The following is a 13,567-nucleotide window of genomic DNA, read 5'->3' on the forward strand; positions in this document are numbered from 1 at the left end:
AAATCTTACTGTTTGAAATAAAAAAAGTTTAGCTTTCAATTATCTAATAATAACATATTTGGAGCGGAAAAATCAGCCCCAAAATCCTTTTTTTATCATCTTGGAATGGCAGAAGATTTGATCTAACGCCACCCCAGAGAAAATCTTTAAGGTACTTGAAGTCTAATTAAATGATTTTCAGGTAAAGCCTCTTTAAACTTACCTTGATCGGCAAGAATGGCAATTAAATTAATTTCCATATCAGGGTCTAAATGTAAATCTTGCCAAGGGACAGCGATTTCAATACAGCGATCAAGAGCTATCTTTGTACCTGTATAACGGGATTGCCACGAAAAATTGGCAACCGCTTCTTGTAACCAATAAGTTTTGGTAACGAGGTTAACTCCTAAATGATGACGATAGTTGTAATTGAGGGGATCTTGATTTGGTACATGGGCTAAGGGTATGGGGCTATTATCCCCAAAGCGATTGGGATAGTACCACAAAAGATGAAGTTCGGGAGGGAGGTCTTGCCCCGCGACGGCTCCTGATTTGAGGTCAAAACGGAAATAAAAGTTAAGATGATCCCAACCATAATGAATCATGGGGATGATACTAGCTCGGTGCATAGTTCCCCGTGAACCTCCTATTTTGATTTTTCCTGCTTTTTCCCAATCTTGTTCGTCTCCTCTGCCGTCCACCAGAGGGCTGATATAACTACAAGGGTTTTGTTGTTCCCCTGTGGGGCTTTGATTGGGATTGGTTACGGGACGATAAAGATATTTGGGTACAGGTTCATTGAGGGCTTGATAAAGAGCTATGAGATGTTCTCTAAATAGCTGATCAAACATATCATTATGGGAGGAGTGATGGGGTTCTCCAAACCACCAAAACCAATCTGAACCTTGGGCGGCGTAAAGGGCTTCCCAAGCAGCTGAGTTATTTTCTTCGGTGGCTTCGGGATGTTTGGCGAGGGTTTGTCTGGCGGCAGTAAGATAGTCCCATGCTCTGTTTTTGGTGCGATCGCCTATCCACGTGGAAAAGTTACCGTCAATCCAAGATCCACTATGTAACTGAGTGTTAGAAATAGTTTTGGTGGGGGGGAATTGATTGGTAAATTCGGAAACTGTTACTAATTGAATATCTTGGGCTTGGGAGAGGTTGCTGTAAAGTTCATCAAGGAAGGGTTTACCATCCTGCTCATAAAATTCCCAACAGTTTTCTCCGTCGAGGGCAATGGTCACAAGCCAAGGTTCATCTAAGGTGGTGTTATCACTCGGCTGTCTTTGCGCAAGGGTACGGGCGATCGCCTGTAGGTGAAAAATCAAGTCTCGGGCGGCTTCTTGGGGTTTCATTGCTCCATAGGTAAAGCCAATTAAGTCGGATAAACGGTGATCACGAAATATGATACTTAAATCTCCGTGCTCAGTTTCTAAACGGTAGGGACGATATAATACTTCTGGTTCACAAATATTACCTGTTTCGTCACGGTGGAAAAAGTGGTTAAAACTCCAACCTAACACCGCTTCATCAGAACAAATCCATTTAAAACCCTGTTTGGCAATATAGGGTAATATTTGTGGACTGATGGACTGTTCACTGGGCCAAAGTCCTCGGGGCGATCGCCCAAAACGCTCTTGATACATATTCCATGCCTTGCCGAGGTGACGGGGTACATCTTCTTCCCACTGAAAACGGCTCGTGGGTAAGTCCATATGAGGTAGGGCAACCTTACCCGCATTGGTATCGTGAAGTAAGGGCAAAATGGGGTGGGTATAAGGGGTAGTGGTGACCTCCAACTGTCCCTCATCCTGCATTTTTTTGTGTTCAGGAATAATCCTTGCAATAATTTCCTTTTGTTTAGTATACATTCTTTGGCGATCGCTCAGGGTAAAATTACGACCTTTTTCCAACCAACCAGCAATGTCCGTATCATCCCAAAATAAAGGATCAAACCATGCTAAGTTATGCCACGCTAAAAGATCACTAAAATCTTGACCCGTCCAATTATCCAAACACCACTCTTTACCCTTAATATGTTTATGTTGAAAAAGCTCTTCATAACGGACATGGGGACGAATCATGTGGTGATGATTTGCGTCAAAAAAATTGTCAACAATATAGCCCTTTTGCTCTCGACTTAGCATACTGACAGGAGTTAAAGTCAAAGCCAAATAAGGATCCAGAGCATTCCCTTGGGCGTAATCTTCTAACTGCATTATCAAAGAAGGAACTAAGTTTACCGTTTGATGAATAGCGGGATACTTCTTTAACATCAAAATTAAGTCCAGATAATCCTTAATACCATGAAGCCTTACCCAAGGAAGACGATAATCAGCACCAAAATTATCCTTTGAAAGACGGGATTTGTAGAGAGGTTGGTGTTGATGCCAAATAAAAGCGACATAAAGAGGGTGAGCCATAAACTTTAAATTAATTAATTTTTTCTTTCCGCAATGGTAACAGTGAACGACCGACACTGAGTCAAAATTAAAGTGTTGGCTTCCTACCCAAGGAAATGGTTTTTATTCCAAGAAGTAATGAGTCTTAACTATCTGGCTATAAGCTTTTACTAACGTTTCGTAAGTTCAAATAAGCAGAGCCATAAAATTATATCCATGTATTTGGCTTGATTATTGCCATTCTTCATTCCTGTGTGATTATCCGTATGCTATCACAATCCACACAAATTTAATGATATTAGAGGTTTATGTTACTGAAATTCATCTGAAACTTATTCCATTGCATTTTGAGTAATAATGATGAAATCCCCCATAAAGAACAGCTTAAAAAAGCCCACAAAAAAAGAACACATCTAGCGTTCTTTTTCTTTTTATTAATGGAACTGAGCAGAGTCGAACTGCTGTCCAAATCAGTTATTTACCTATCGCTCATTCACAGGTTTAGCCCTTTTTATCCGCAGGGCGGGAACCACCAATTATCCCTGATGGCAGGATTTTCCAGTATTATCTTTTCTCCTTAACTGACTGAAAACAGTACCAGAGAGCATCCGTTGGGGGTTGCCTATAATGTTTAACGGAGTCACACTATAAGCGCTCGAACCAAGTTTTTTGGTCTTAGGCAGCTACAGGAGCGGCTTTACGAGCAAAAGGAACAATGTTGTTCGCATTTACTATTTTTTTTGAATCTTTTATTTACGAGAGGAGATTCGCTCTCGACCTGTATCACGGGTCAGCTTTCACTAACCTGTCGAAACCGTTACAGTCCCTTGATATACACTTATCTTAACTTTTATTTGCCCCATTGGCAAGGGGTGAAGAATCTTTTTTGTTATTTTCTATGGGTTTTACCCTAGGATCCAGGGGCGATCGCACTTAATCTTTGTGGTGTTATATTGGAATGTATATGTATTAACTATTTAAAAAGGTTTCTTAGAAAAACGTTAAAAATCCGTAACATAAGTTAACATAGAAATAACAAATAAAAAAACAGTAGCAAAAGCTCTCATTAATTATCAAGACCCATTGATAGAATAAGAATATAAATTTAAAGGAGGCTATCCATAAGTGAGCAAAGAAAATAAAAAATGGCGTAACGTAGGACTATACGCAATACTTGCAGTCGTAGTCGTTGCGTTAGCCACAGCGTTTTTAGATCGCCCACAGGAGCAACAGTCAAGCTGGAAATATAGCCAGTTCATCAACGAAGTAGAAACCAACCGAGTAGAAAGGGTACAGCTAAGTGCCGATCGCTCCCAGGCCATGGCCACAGCAAGGGATGGACAAAGATTCTTAGTAAATCTACCCAACGATCCTCAATTAGTAGATATTCTTTCCGAAAACAGAGTAGATATTTCCGTTGTCCCCCAAAGTGATGAAAGTTTCTGGTTTAGAGCCATTAGTAGTCTTTTCTTCCCTGTACTGCTCTTAGTCGGTCTATTCTTCCTCCTCCGCCGTGCATCCAGTGGTCCTGGCTCCCAAGCCATGAACTTTGGTAAATCAAAAGCCAGAGTGCAAATGGAGCCTCAAACCCAAGTTACCTTCGCCGATGTAGCGGGAATTGAACAAGCGAAATTAGAACTTACCGAGGTGGTGGACTTCCTCAAAAACGGTGAAAGATTCACCGCCATCGGCGCAAAAATTCCTAAAGGTGTTCTTTTAGTAGGACCTCCAGGAACAGGTAAAACCCTTCTGGCCAAAGCAGTAGCGGGTGAAGCTGGAGTACCTTTTTTCAGCATCTCAGGTTCCGAGTTTGTAGAAATGTTTGTAGGGGTTGGTGCATCCAGAGTCCGGGACCTATTTGAACAAGCAAAACAGAGCGCCCCTTGTATCGTCTTCATCGATGAGATTGACGCAGTAGGTCGCCAAAGAGGAGCTGGTTTAGGCGGCGGTAATGATGAAAGAGAACAAACCCTGAACCAACTTCTAACAGAAATGGATGGTTTTGAAGGCAACACGGGTATCATCATCGTTGCGGCCACGAACCGCCCTGATGTTCTTGACTCAGCTTTATTACGCCCCGGACGTTTTGATCGTCAAGTGGTAGTAGATCGCCCTGATTTCGCTGGTAGATCTGAGATTTTGGGAGTTCACGCCCAAGGAAAAACCCTAGCCAAAGACGTTGACCTTGACAAAATCGCCCGTCGTACCCCCGGATTCACTGGGGCTGACCTTTCTAACCTACTCAACGAAGCCGCTATTTTAGCCGCTCGTCGTAACCTCACCGAGATTTCTATGGACGAAATCAATGATGCCATTGATCGTGTATTAGCAGGTCCGGAGAAGAAAAATCGTGTCATGAGTGAAAAACGTAAAACCCTCGTGGCATATCATGAAGCTGGACACGCCCTAGTGGGTGCATTAATGCCAGATTATGATCCTGTACAAAAAATTAGCATTATTCCCCGTGGACGTGCTGGGGGACTAACTTGGTTCACCCCTAGTGAAGATCGCATGGAGTCTGGGTTATATTCTCGCTCTTATCTTCAAAACCAAATGGCTGTTGCCCTTGGTGGACGTATTGCCGAGGAGATCATTTTCGGTGAAGAAGAAGTAACCACTGGTGCTTCTAATGACTTACAACAGGTGGCAAGGGTTGCCCGTCAGATGATTACTCGTTTTGGTATGAGCGATCGCCTTGGGCCTGTAGCTCTCGGTCGTCAAAGTGGTAACGTATTTATGGGAAGAGACATCGCTTCTGATCGTGACTTCTCCGATACCACTGCATCTACCATTGACGAAGAAGTAACTCAATTAGTTGAAAGAGCTTATCAAAGAGCCAAAGAGGTTTTAGTTCAAAACCGTCTTATCCTCGACAAAATAGCAGAAATGTTAGTAGAAAAAGAAACCGTTGAAGCTGACGAATTACAGGAAATCCTCAATAGTAGCGATATAAAAATGGCTGCGATCGTCTAATCACGAAATATCTTCTAAGTTAATTAAGTAATATGGGGGCTTAACACACCGTTAAGTCCCTTTTTTTGACCAAAAATTTTTCAGAGATTACATTGGCATGAAATCAAATTGGCAATAACTATAATATTTCAATTACCATGTGCTTATTGTAATTCAATAATATTTCATACTATTATTTAAAACTGTTGTAATCTAATGCCTAACACCTAAAACCTAACACCTCCTCATGAGACTGACAAAAAAAAGAAAAGCCCAAGAAATTCTTTCTATCCTAAAAACCCTTTATCCCGATGCCACCTGTAGCCTTGACTATGAAACCCCCGTTCAACTCCTCGTTGCCACCATCCTCTCTGCCCAGTGTACCGATGAACGAGTAAATAAAGTTACCCCTAACCTGTTTGCTCGATTTCCCGATGCACCCAGCCTTGCCCATGGCCATAGGGAAGAAATAGAAACACTGATCCACTCTACAGGTTTTTTTCGTAACAAAGCCAAAAATATCCAAGGTGCCTGTCTCAAAATTGTCGATGAGTTTAACGGAGAAGTACCTCAAACCATGAAAGAATTACTAACCCTTCCAGGAGTAGCCCGAAAAACAGCTAATGTAGTGCTTGCCCATGCCTTTGGTATTATTGAAGGTGTTACCGTGGATACCCATGTAAAGAGACTTAGTAACCGCTTAGGGTTAACCAAAAATAGCCAACCCGTACAAATCGAAAAAGATTTGATGAAGCTATTACCCCAACCAGAATGGGAAAACTTTTCTATCAGTATTATCTATCACGGTAGGGCCGTATGTAACGCTAGAAAGCCCCAATGTGATATGTGTCAACTAGCCGAACTATGTTCGTCTTACAAAAAAAATTATCAAAAAGTATCCTAAAACAAGGGGCAAACCCCTTGCTTCTTATTACCATTCATTAATCTATACTAAACCAAGCCAGGCGAGTAAGCCTTGTCCTGTGGCGTATTCGATACCTAGGGTAATAATAAAACCAATCATTGCGGCTCTACCGTTTAACTTTTCTGCGTAACCGTTAAAACCGAACTTAGGCTCTTGTACATTAGGGGTGGTAGTAGGTTGAGTCTTTGCCATAATTTAGAATCTCCTTTTATATTTATTTTATTTATTTATTAAGTTTCGTAAACATCTTAACATCATATCTTTTATAACTGCCACTAAAACAATTTATGAAATTGAGAAAAACAAAAATTTCTCTGCAAAGCCTAATTAACAATAACTTTTGCTTAAAAATATATAATAATGAGATAACCAAAGAGAATAATAAGCAACAATGAACAGTAGGGAGTCATCCGCCGAAAATTTGTTAGTGCAACGCTATCAACTACTGGAAATAGTAGGCTCAGGAGCTATGGGCAAGGTTTATCGTGCCAAAGATAAAGCCTCCCGACAAAGCACTGTGGCCGTAAAAATATTGGCGAAAGCTCTCGATGATATGAAAATGATAGATAGGTTTCAGCAGGAGGCTACCATTAGCGCCTTACTGTCAGAAATTTGTCCCAATATCGTTAGAGTAAGTGACTATGGTATTGACCAAAATAAAATTCCTTTCTATGTGATGGAATTATTAGAAGGGGAAAACCTGGCTGATTTTATGGAATTTCATAATATTTCTCTCGAAACTTTTTTTCATTTGACTCGTCAAATTTGCCTTGCCCTAGAAACTGCCCATAATGGCATTATTTTCCATGGTAAAGTATGCCCCGTTATCCATAGAGACTTAAAACCTACTAATATTTTTGTCATTGATGGTGATGACGGTAAAGAAAAAGTAAAAATTCTTGACTTTGGTATTGCCAAGTTGGCCCAAGAAGAGGAACATAATAACCAAGAAGAGTTTGTTGGCACTCCCCGTTATGCTTCCCCTGAACAGTTACAAGGTTATGATGTGGATAATCGAGCCGATATTTATAGTTTGGGTATCATCATGTATGAGATGTTAACCAAAAAATTACCTTGGCAGCTAGAACATAACTCTGTGGGAGAATGGTACGAGGCTCATGTAGAAATTCCTCCCAATGATTTACCCCCAGAGTTGGATATTCCCTCAGAGTTAAGGGAGTTAATTATGCAATGTTTAAAAAAAATTCCCCGATATAGGCCGCAAAATGTGGGAGAAATAAGACAAAAGTTAGATTTAATGGGTCGTAAAATTTTTAATTTTCGTCCTTTTCCTGATTCAACTTCTAGTGGTAGCAGTCAAACTACTTACTTATTAACTAATACAATTGAGGAAAAGAAAGAAGACTTAAATTCTTTTTTATTAAAAAGTAAATGGCCAGCAAATAAACCTCAACAGAAAATTGTCTTTCCTCGTGTCACAAAATACGAAAATGAACAAGTCCTTACCCTGTGTACTATGTTAGATGATGATGATATTGACCATAGAATGACCAATGTTCGTTACAGTCGTTTTATTTTCCAAAGTTATCCTTATCCGATGATTTTGTGGTTGACTGTTTTGTATAGTCATGATTTGGGCGCTCGTTGGCTTCCTTGTTATTTGGATTTAAAAACTAATATGGGTCAGCAAATTGCTAATTTATTGAGTGATTCAAAGAAATATTATCTTCTGTTTTTTCCTCTTAATAAATCTAATAAATGTATTAATGTTTTACCTTTTAAGGTAATGCTTAAACAACGTACTAATATTAAACAATGGGTTTCTGTAAGTAATATGCTTAATATTGAAGATAAACGTCAAGCTCTAGTTAGTAAGAAAAAGTTACAGTCAGATTTAGAGGCGATGAAGGTAGATATTTTAAAGGATTTGGAGGTTAATAATGATGATGAAATTAATGCTTAAAATACTAATAAAATAATAAGAAGATTAACAACGTTTACTTTTTGTATGTAAGATAATTTTTCGAGAAACTTTGGAGGATTGTTATACTAAGATAATTGCGTTAATTAATTTGTAAATTGATGAACTTAGTAAAAATTATTGAAGAGGATTATAAGAGATTTCCAGAAAATCAGACTTACAGCATTTATGCTGAGGATGTTCGTTTTAAGGATCCTGTTTATGATTTTCAGGGCTTAAAAAAATATCAGGAAATGATTGCTTTTTTGAAAAAATGGTTTCTAAATTTACATTTAGAACTTCATGAAATTGAACGGGATGGAGAGCAAATTAATACTCGCTGGACGATGTCATGGAATAGTCCTTTACCTTGGAAGCCTTTTATTTCTGTTTCTGGTCGTAGTGAGCTAAAGTTAAAGGATGATTTGGTTGTTGGTCATTATGACTATTGGGATAAGCCTTTTTGGCATATGATTAAGCAACATTTTCCTTTTCAATAATTATTTTTTAATACAATTTTTTTTATGAGTGATAAAGCGAATCAACGAGATTTTAATGAGAAGAATACTGGTGCTAGTTTAAAACAAAGTAATCCCGAAAAGTATGCTTATTTAAAGGCTGAAGCAGAAGCTCCTTATCGGGGCTTACGTCGATTTGTTTATATTGGTTTTGGGGCTTCGGGGGCTATTGGGGCTTTTATTTTTTTTACTCAGATTTTGGCGGGTAGAAGTGTGGAAGAGAATGTTGGTAATTTGTTGGTACAGATAGGGGTAATTGCTTTGATGGTTTTTTTATTCAAGTTGGATAAGAAGAAAGATGCTTGACATTTTGTAATCGAATAGCCTTAGGATGGGGAGTGTTGAAGAGCTTTTTCGCCGATAAATTCAACGAGGGGCTTAAATTCGTTAATGAGTTTGGGGTGAGCGACACAGAGGGAGGGAAATCCTCTATGGCTGTAATCAACTCCTTGGGGAAGGGGAAAGACGGGGTCAGGTTCTAGGTGTACTAATTGTCCTCCTGCGGCTCTGAGGATGGGGTAGGCTCCTGCGATGTCCCAAATTTTGGGGGTGGCTTCTACGGCTCCTAGGGCGGCTCCACAGGCAACGAGTAGCATATTATAACTGGCTACTCCTGTAAGTCTGATTTTGCAGGGGAAGTAACGGGTTAATACTTCGGTGCTTCTGGCACAGAGGGTAAAGATGTGGTTCATACTAGCGTCGGCGGTGCTGGTGTAGATGCGATCGCCATTTAGATATGCACCTTTTGGCCCTGTTAAGCCCGTGTTGTCGTAATAATAACCGTGGTAGGTTTGTTGGATTTGGGGAAAATGAACAAAACCAAATACAGGGGTACCTTTGAAGAGTAGTCCGATGGAAATACCCCAGATGGGAATTCCTCTGGTAAAGTTGGTAGTACCATCAATGGGATCAATTACCCAACACCAATCATTCATAGGCAGTAGATGCTCGGTTTCTTCGGTAAGAATACCATGGGTAGGGAAACATTGCTTGATGGCGTCTCTAATTTCTTTATCTGCCCACTTATCAGCGGCGGTAACGAGGCTACCATCGGCTTTGCGGGTGGGTTCTAATTTGGCAAAGTCTTCTAATAACTTGTCTCCGATACGGGTGGTAATGTGCTGACAAAAATTATATACTTGTTGCCAAAAGTAGATCATGATTTTTTGCTGGGTTATTTTTGGTGTGGGTTGAATACCCTTTAATTTTTGATTATTAACTATTGATTTTTTAATGGTAAAGTATAATCGGGTTTTTGTAACCTAGTAATAACCCTTAACTGTTAGTTCTTTGGTTTACCTCGGTATATAGCAGTTAAGATTTTTATACCTGCAAAAACTTTTACTGTTGATTATTAATTATCTTGATTGTGTCTGATCATAAGTCGAAACTGTTAATCGCTGCCAGTGGCACTGGGGGACATTTATTTCCTGCCCTTGCTGTTGCCCAAGAATTGTCTAGCTACGAGATTCAATGGTTAGGGGTGCCAAATCGCCTTGAGACTTCCATAGTGCCTGATTTTTATCCTTTACGCACTGTTGATATTGATGGTTTTCAAACTAAGTTTGGGGTTAAAACTGTTTTTCTCTTTGCCAAAATGCTAAGGGCGATCGCCTTTACTTATAAACTAATAAAAAGGGAAAAAATAGACTTAGTATTCACCACGGGGGGTTACATATCCGCCCCAGCTATTTTGGGGGCAAAACTGGCAAAAGTTCCTGTGATTTTGCACGAATCAAACTACATACCAGGGAAAGTAACCAAATTATTAGGAAAGCAATGCAACTTAGTGGGCATCGGCTTTGAAGGCACAAAAAAATATTTACCAAAAACAAAAACCCAATGGGTAAGCACCCCTGTGCGCCAAGAATTTTTATCCCCTGAACCCCTAGATTTTAAAATCCCTGACAATGTACCTGTAATTGTTGCCATGGGAGGCTCTCAGGGAGCCGTAGCCCTTAATAAATTAGTGAGGCAGTGCGCCCCTCATTGGTTAAAAAATGGTTGGTACATAGTCCATTTAACGGGGAATAGAGACGATGATTTTGGTACCTTTGAACACCCTAACTATATCGAAATGACCTTTTATGACAATATGGCAGGGTTGTTAAATCGGGCAGATTTTGCCATTAGTCGCTCTGGGGCTAGTGCTTTGACGGAATTGGCAATCACGAAAACTCCTTCGGTGTTGATTCCTTTTCCCTTTGCTGCTGAAGACCATCAATTTTTTAATGCTCAAGTCTTTGCCCAAGAAAATGCAGCGGTATTATTTCGTCAAAATGATTTAACTCCCGATGTCTTAGAAAAAACCGTTACGAACTTAATTAAGGATAAGGTTAAGTTAAAGCAGATGAGTAATAATTGTAAAAAATTAGCCTTGTTTGATAGTGCGAAAATTTTAGCAAGAATCATCAAATCAATGGATGTTTCTCGGCATTAAAAAAAGAAAAGTATACTAATAAAACGAACAATGGGCTTAAGCCCATTGCCAATCAATAATAAATAAAAGTACAGTTTGCAAATCTGATTTAGTATGATTTATTTAGCTGGAAAATTGCTCCATAAATTTTTTATCAATGTAATCTTTGAGATACCAAAATAAACTAGATTTGTACGTAAAATTTCCCCAAACTGCCACTGCTTTTTTATCCCCTGTACCAATCAAACTTAAATAAAAGGATTGGGGATAATAAGAATTAAGGTTTTTTCCTTCTAATAATAATCGCCAGTTGTTATATAACGGTTTACCTTGTCTAACCGCAAAAACTCCCGCCTTGGGGCTAGGATTATCTTTGATGGTGGCGATGTCTCCTGTGGCAAGAATATTGTCATGGGATAGGGTTTGTAGGGTATTTTTGACTAGAATAAATCCTTTTTTATCAATACTTAAACCTGTATTTTTTAGCCATGATGCGGGGGAAGCATTTGTAACCAAAAAGGTATAATCTCCTTTAATAATTTTTCCTTTTTTTGTAATAACTTTATCTGGGCAAATTTCTACTATTTCTGTCTCTAAGATGATATTAATATCTTTTTTGTCTAAAAGGTTATTAAAAAGTTTACTAGCACGTATGTTATGACTATTTAATAATACTTGACCTCTATTGATAATATTAATATTTACTTGTTTTGCTGTTACAATATCCGTTAATCTTTTGTGCATATTCAGAGCAAGTTCGACTCCTCCTGCACCCCCTCCAATAATATTTAAGGTAATATTTTGATTAGGATTGTTATTTAAATCATTAATAATTGCCTCCCATTTTTCTAGTAAAATTGGCACAGGTTTTGCCCTAATGGCATATTCTTTTGCTCCTTTTATTTGACTATCATCGGGGGTACTGCCAATGTCTATGGATAAAAGGTCATATTTAATGGTGTTTCCTGATAAGCAATAAACTTTTTGTTGTGTCGGATTAATGTCTATTACTTGATCAATAATTAAGTTACTGTTAGTTTTTTGGGCTAATTTTTCTAGGTTAATATGGGTTTGATAAAAGTTATAATACCCTGCTATATGAGCAGGAAGCATTCCTGAATAGGGAGTATTTTTTACTTCATTAATTAAGGTTATTTTAACATTTTTAATAGGGTTATCATAATACATTTTAAGGGCGATCGCATGGCTATGTCCACCGCCAACTAAAACTAATTGTTTCATAATTCACTGTAATAAATTTTGGGAATATTGATACTAAATTTAGTACCTTTATTTTCTTCACTTTCCACAGTAATTTCTCCCCCATGAATTTCTACAGCTTTTTTGACAATGGATAAGCCTAAACCATTCCCTTTAATTCCTGCCACATTATCAGCCCTTTCAAATAACTGAAATAATTTATGTTTATAATTATCAGGAATTCCGATACCATAGTCTTCTATGGTCAGTAAAATATTATCTGGTTCACAACATAAAGTTAGGTCAATATCTCCTCCATCGGGAGAATATTTAATAGCATTAGAAATTAAGTTATTGAGGATATGATGTAACATTTTCCTATCTAGGTAAGCCTCGTAAGCAGACTCTTGACAATGAAAATTAATAGTATGTTTATCGGTTAAATTATTCTGTTCATCTATCAAACTTTGTAGAAATTGTACTAAATCAAATTGGTCTGGATATAGGGTTATTTTTCCTTCTTCTGCTTTACTAATTAGTAATAAATCTTCGAGGGAATCATTCATTTCGACGATCGCACTTTTGATAAAATTAAAGTACCTTTCTTTTTTATCAGCGGATAATTTATCCCCATAGTCTTTTATTAATTCGGTATATCCCAAAATACTGGTAAGAGGCGCTCGTAAATCATGGGAAGCCGTTGCTAAGGCTTGGGTTTTGATTTGATTTAATTTTTGTTGCTTTAGTAAATTAGACTCTGTGCGGGAATCTTCTTCAAATTTAGATAAGGCGATGGTAATAGTAGTAGTAATGTCAGCAATCTTGTAAGGCTTGACTAGGTATCCATAGGCTGGAATTTTTTGCGCCCTTTTTAAGGTTTGAGCATCGGCATAGGCGCTTAAATAAATGATGGGAATTTTGAGGAGGCGATAAATTTCATGGGCCGCCGTAATACCGTCCATAGAGCCTTTAAGCATTATATCCATCAAAACTAAGTCAGGTGAAGAATCTTGCGCTTTTTGAATGGCTTTTGGTCCAGTGCTAACGATACCAATTACTTCGTATCCGAGTTTTTTGAGATCGAGAGAAAGACTTTCGGCCGCAATTAGCTCATCTTCAACTATCAGAATTCTATACATGACCCTTTGAAATGGTAAATAGTTTGAAATTTTCGCTCTTTGAAGAGCTTATTTAATCTATGACTCCTTAGTTTAAATTATATTCCTTTAGGTTAATTTAATTTTAGAAATT

The 13,567-nt window shown here is 38.4% G+C and carries 11 protein-coding genes and 1 other RNA gene; 6 read left to right on the forward strand and 6 right to left on the reverse strand.

The features are described 5' to 3' along the window. Window positions 1–146: 146 nt before the first annotated feature. Both A5482_RS09585 and ssrA read right to left on the reverse strand, forming a co-directional pair. Window positions 147–2,402 (reverse strand): glycoside hydrolase, encoded by a 2,256-nt coding sequence (locus A5482_RS09585; protein ID WP_069789258.1) that lies wholly within the window; start codon window positions 2,400–2,402, stop codon window positions 147–149. Window positions 2,403–2,816: 414 nt separating this feature from the next. Continuing rightward, window positions 2,817–3,208: a transfer-messenger RNA gene (gene ssrA, locus A5482_RS09590) on the reverse strand. A 298-nt stretch (window positions 3,209–3,506) separates the two neighbouring features. On the opposite strand from ssrA, the gene ftsH3 reads away from it, so the two are divergent. Together ftsH3 and nth are read left to right on the forward strand one after the other, a co-directional pair. Then, on the forward strand, window positions 3,507–5,354 hold the full coding sequence (gene ftsH3 / locus A5482_RS09595; RefSeq protein ID WP_069789257.1) for an ATP-dependent zinc metalloprotease FtsH3: 1,848 nt from the start codon (window positions 3,507–3,509) through the stop codon (window positions 5,352–5,354). Between the two features lie 226 nt (window positions 5,355–5,580). Further along, a complete protein-coding gene (gene nth / locus A5482_RS09600; protein WP_069789256.1) occupies window positions 5,581–6,237 on the forward strand; it encodes an endonuclease III in 657 nt (218 codons plus the stop codon). A 42-nt stretch (window positions 6,238–6,279) separates the two neighbouring features. Here nth and A5482_RS09605 read toward each other — a convergent pair whose 3' ends face one another. Beyond that, on the reverse strand, window positions 6,280–6,450 hold the full coding sequence (locus A5482_RS09605; RefSeq protein WP_201150014.1) for a hypothetical protein: 171 nt from the start codon (window positions 6,448–6,450) through the stop codon (window positions 6,280–6,282). Between the two features lie 199 nt (window positions 6,451–6,649). Between A5482_RS09605 and A5482_RS09610 the strand changes: the two genes are divergently transcribed. The 3 genes from A5482_RS09610 (at window position 6,650) to A5482_RS09620 (ending at window position 9,003) form a co-directional block, all read left to right on the forward strand. Next, entirely contained in the window at window positions 6,650–8,182 is a 1,533-nt protein-coding gene (locus A5482_RS09610; protein WP_069789255.1) for a serine/threonine protein kinase, read from the forward strand. Window positions 8,183–8,301: 119 nt separating this feature from the next. Continuing rightward, window positions 8,302–8,679, forward strand: coding sequence for a DUF2358 domain-containing protein (locus A5482_RS09615; protein ID WP_069789254.1), 378 nt, complete (start codon window positions 8,302–8,304; stop codon window positions 8,677–8,679). Window positions 8,680–8,703: 24 nt separating this feature from the next. Continuing rightward, window positions 8,704–9,003, forward strand: a complete 300-nt coding sequence (locus A5482_RS09620; RefSeq protein ID WP_069789253.1) for a DUF3493 domain-containing protein — start codon at window positions 8,704–8,706, stop codon at window positions 9,001–9,003. A gap of 20 nt (window positions 9,004–9,023) precedes the next feature. Here A5482_RS09620 and A5482_RS09625 read toward each other — a convergent pair whose 3' ends face one another. Beyond that, window positions 9,024–9,857 carry an inositol monophosphatase family protein gene (locus A5482_RS09625; protein WP_069789252.1) on the reverse strand — a complete coding sequence of 278 codons (834 nt, stop codon included), beginning with the start codon at window positions 9,855–9,857 and terminating at the stop codon, window positions 9,024–9,026. Window positions 9,858–10,066: 209 nt separating this feature from the next. Here A5482_RS09625 and murG point away from each other — a divergent pair, with 209 nt between their 5' ends. Continuing rightward, a complete protein-coding gene (murG, locus tag A5482_RS09630; RefSeq protein ID WP_069789251.1) occupies window positions 10,067–11,137 on the forward strand; it encodes an undecaprenyldiphospho-muramoylpentapeptide beta-N-acetylglucosaminyltransferase in 1,071 nt (356 codons plus the stop codon). A 102-nt stretch (window positions 11,138–11,239) separates the two neighbouring features. Here murG and A5482_RS09635 read toward each other — a convergent pair whose 3' ends face one another. Both A5482_RS09635 and A5482_RS09640 read right to left on the reverse strand, forming a co-directional pair. Then, a complete protein-coding gene (locus A5482_RS09635; RefSeq protein ID WP_069789250.1) occupies window positions 11,240–12,358 on the reverse strand; it encodes an FAD-dependent oxidoreductase in 1,119 nt (372 codons plus the stop codon). Beyond that, window positions 12,355–13,455 (reverse strand): hybrid sensor histidine kinase/response regulator, encoded by a 1,101-nt coding sequence (locus A5482_RS09640; RefSeq protein WP_069789249.1) that lies wholly within the window; start codon window positions 13,453–13,455, stop codon window positions 12,355–12,357. The genes A5482_RS09635 and A5482_RS09640 overlap by 4 nt, the downstream gene beginning before the upstream one ends. Window positions 13,456–13,567 lie beyond the last annotated feature (112 nt).

The sequence above is a fragment of the Cyanobacterium sp. IPPAS B-1200 genome, assembly GCF_001747005.2.
In the GTDB taxonomy this organism is placed as follows: domain Bacteria; phylum Cyanobacteriota; class Cyanobacteriia; order Cyanobacteriales; family Cyanobacteriaceae; genus Cyanobacterium.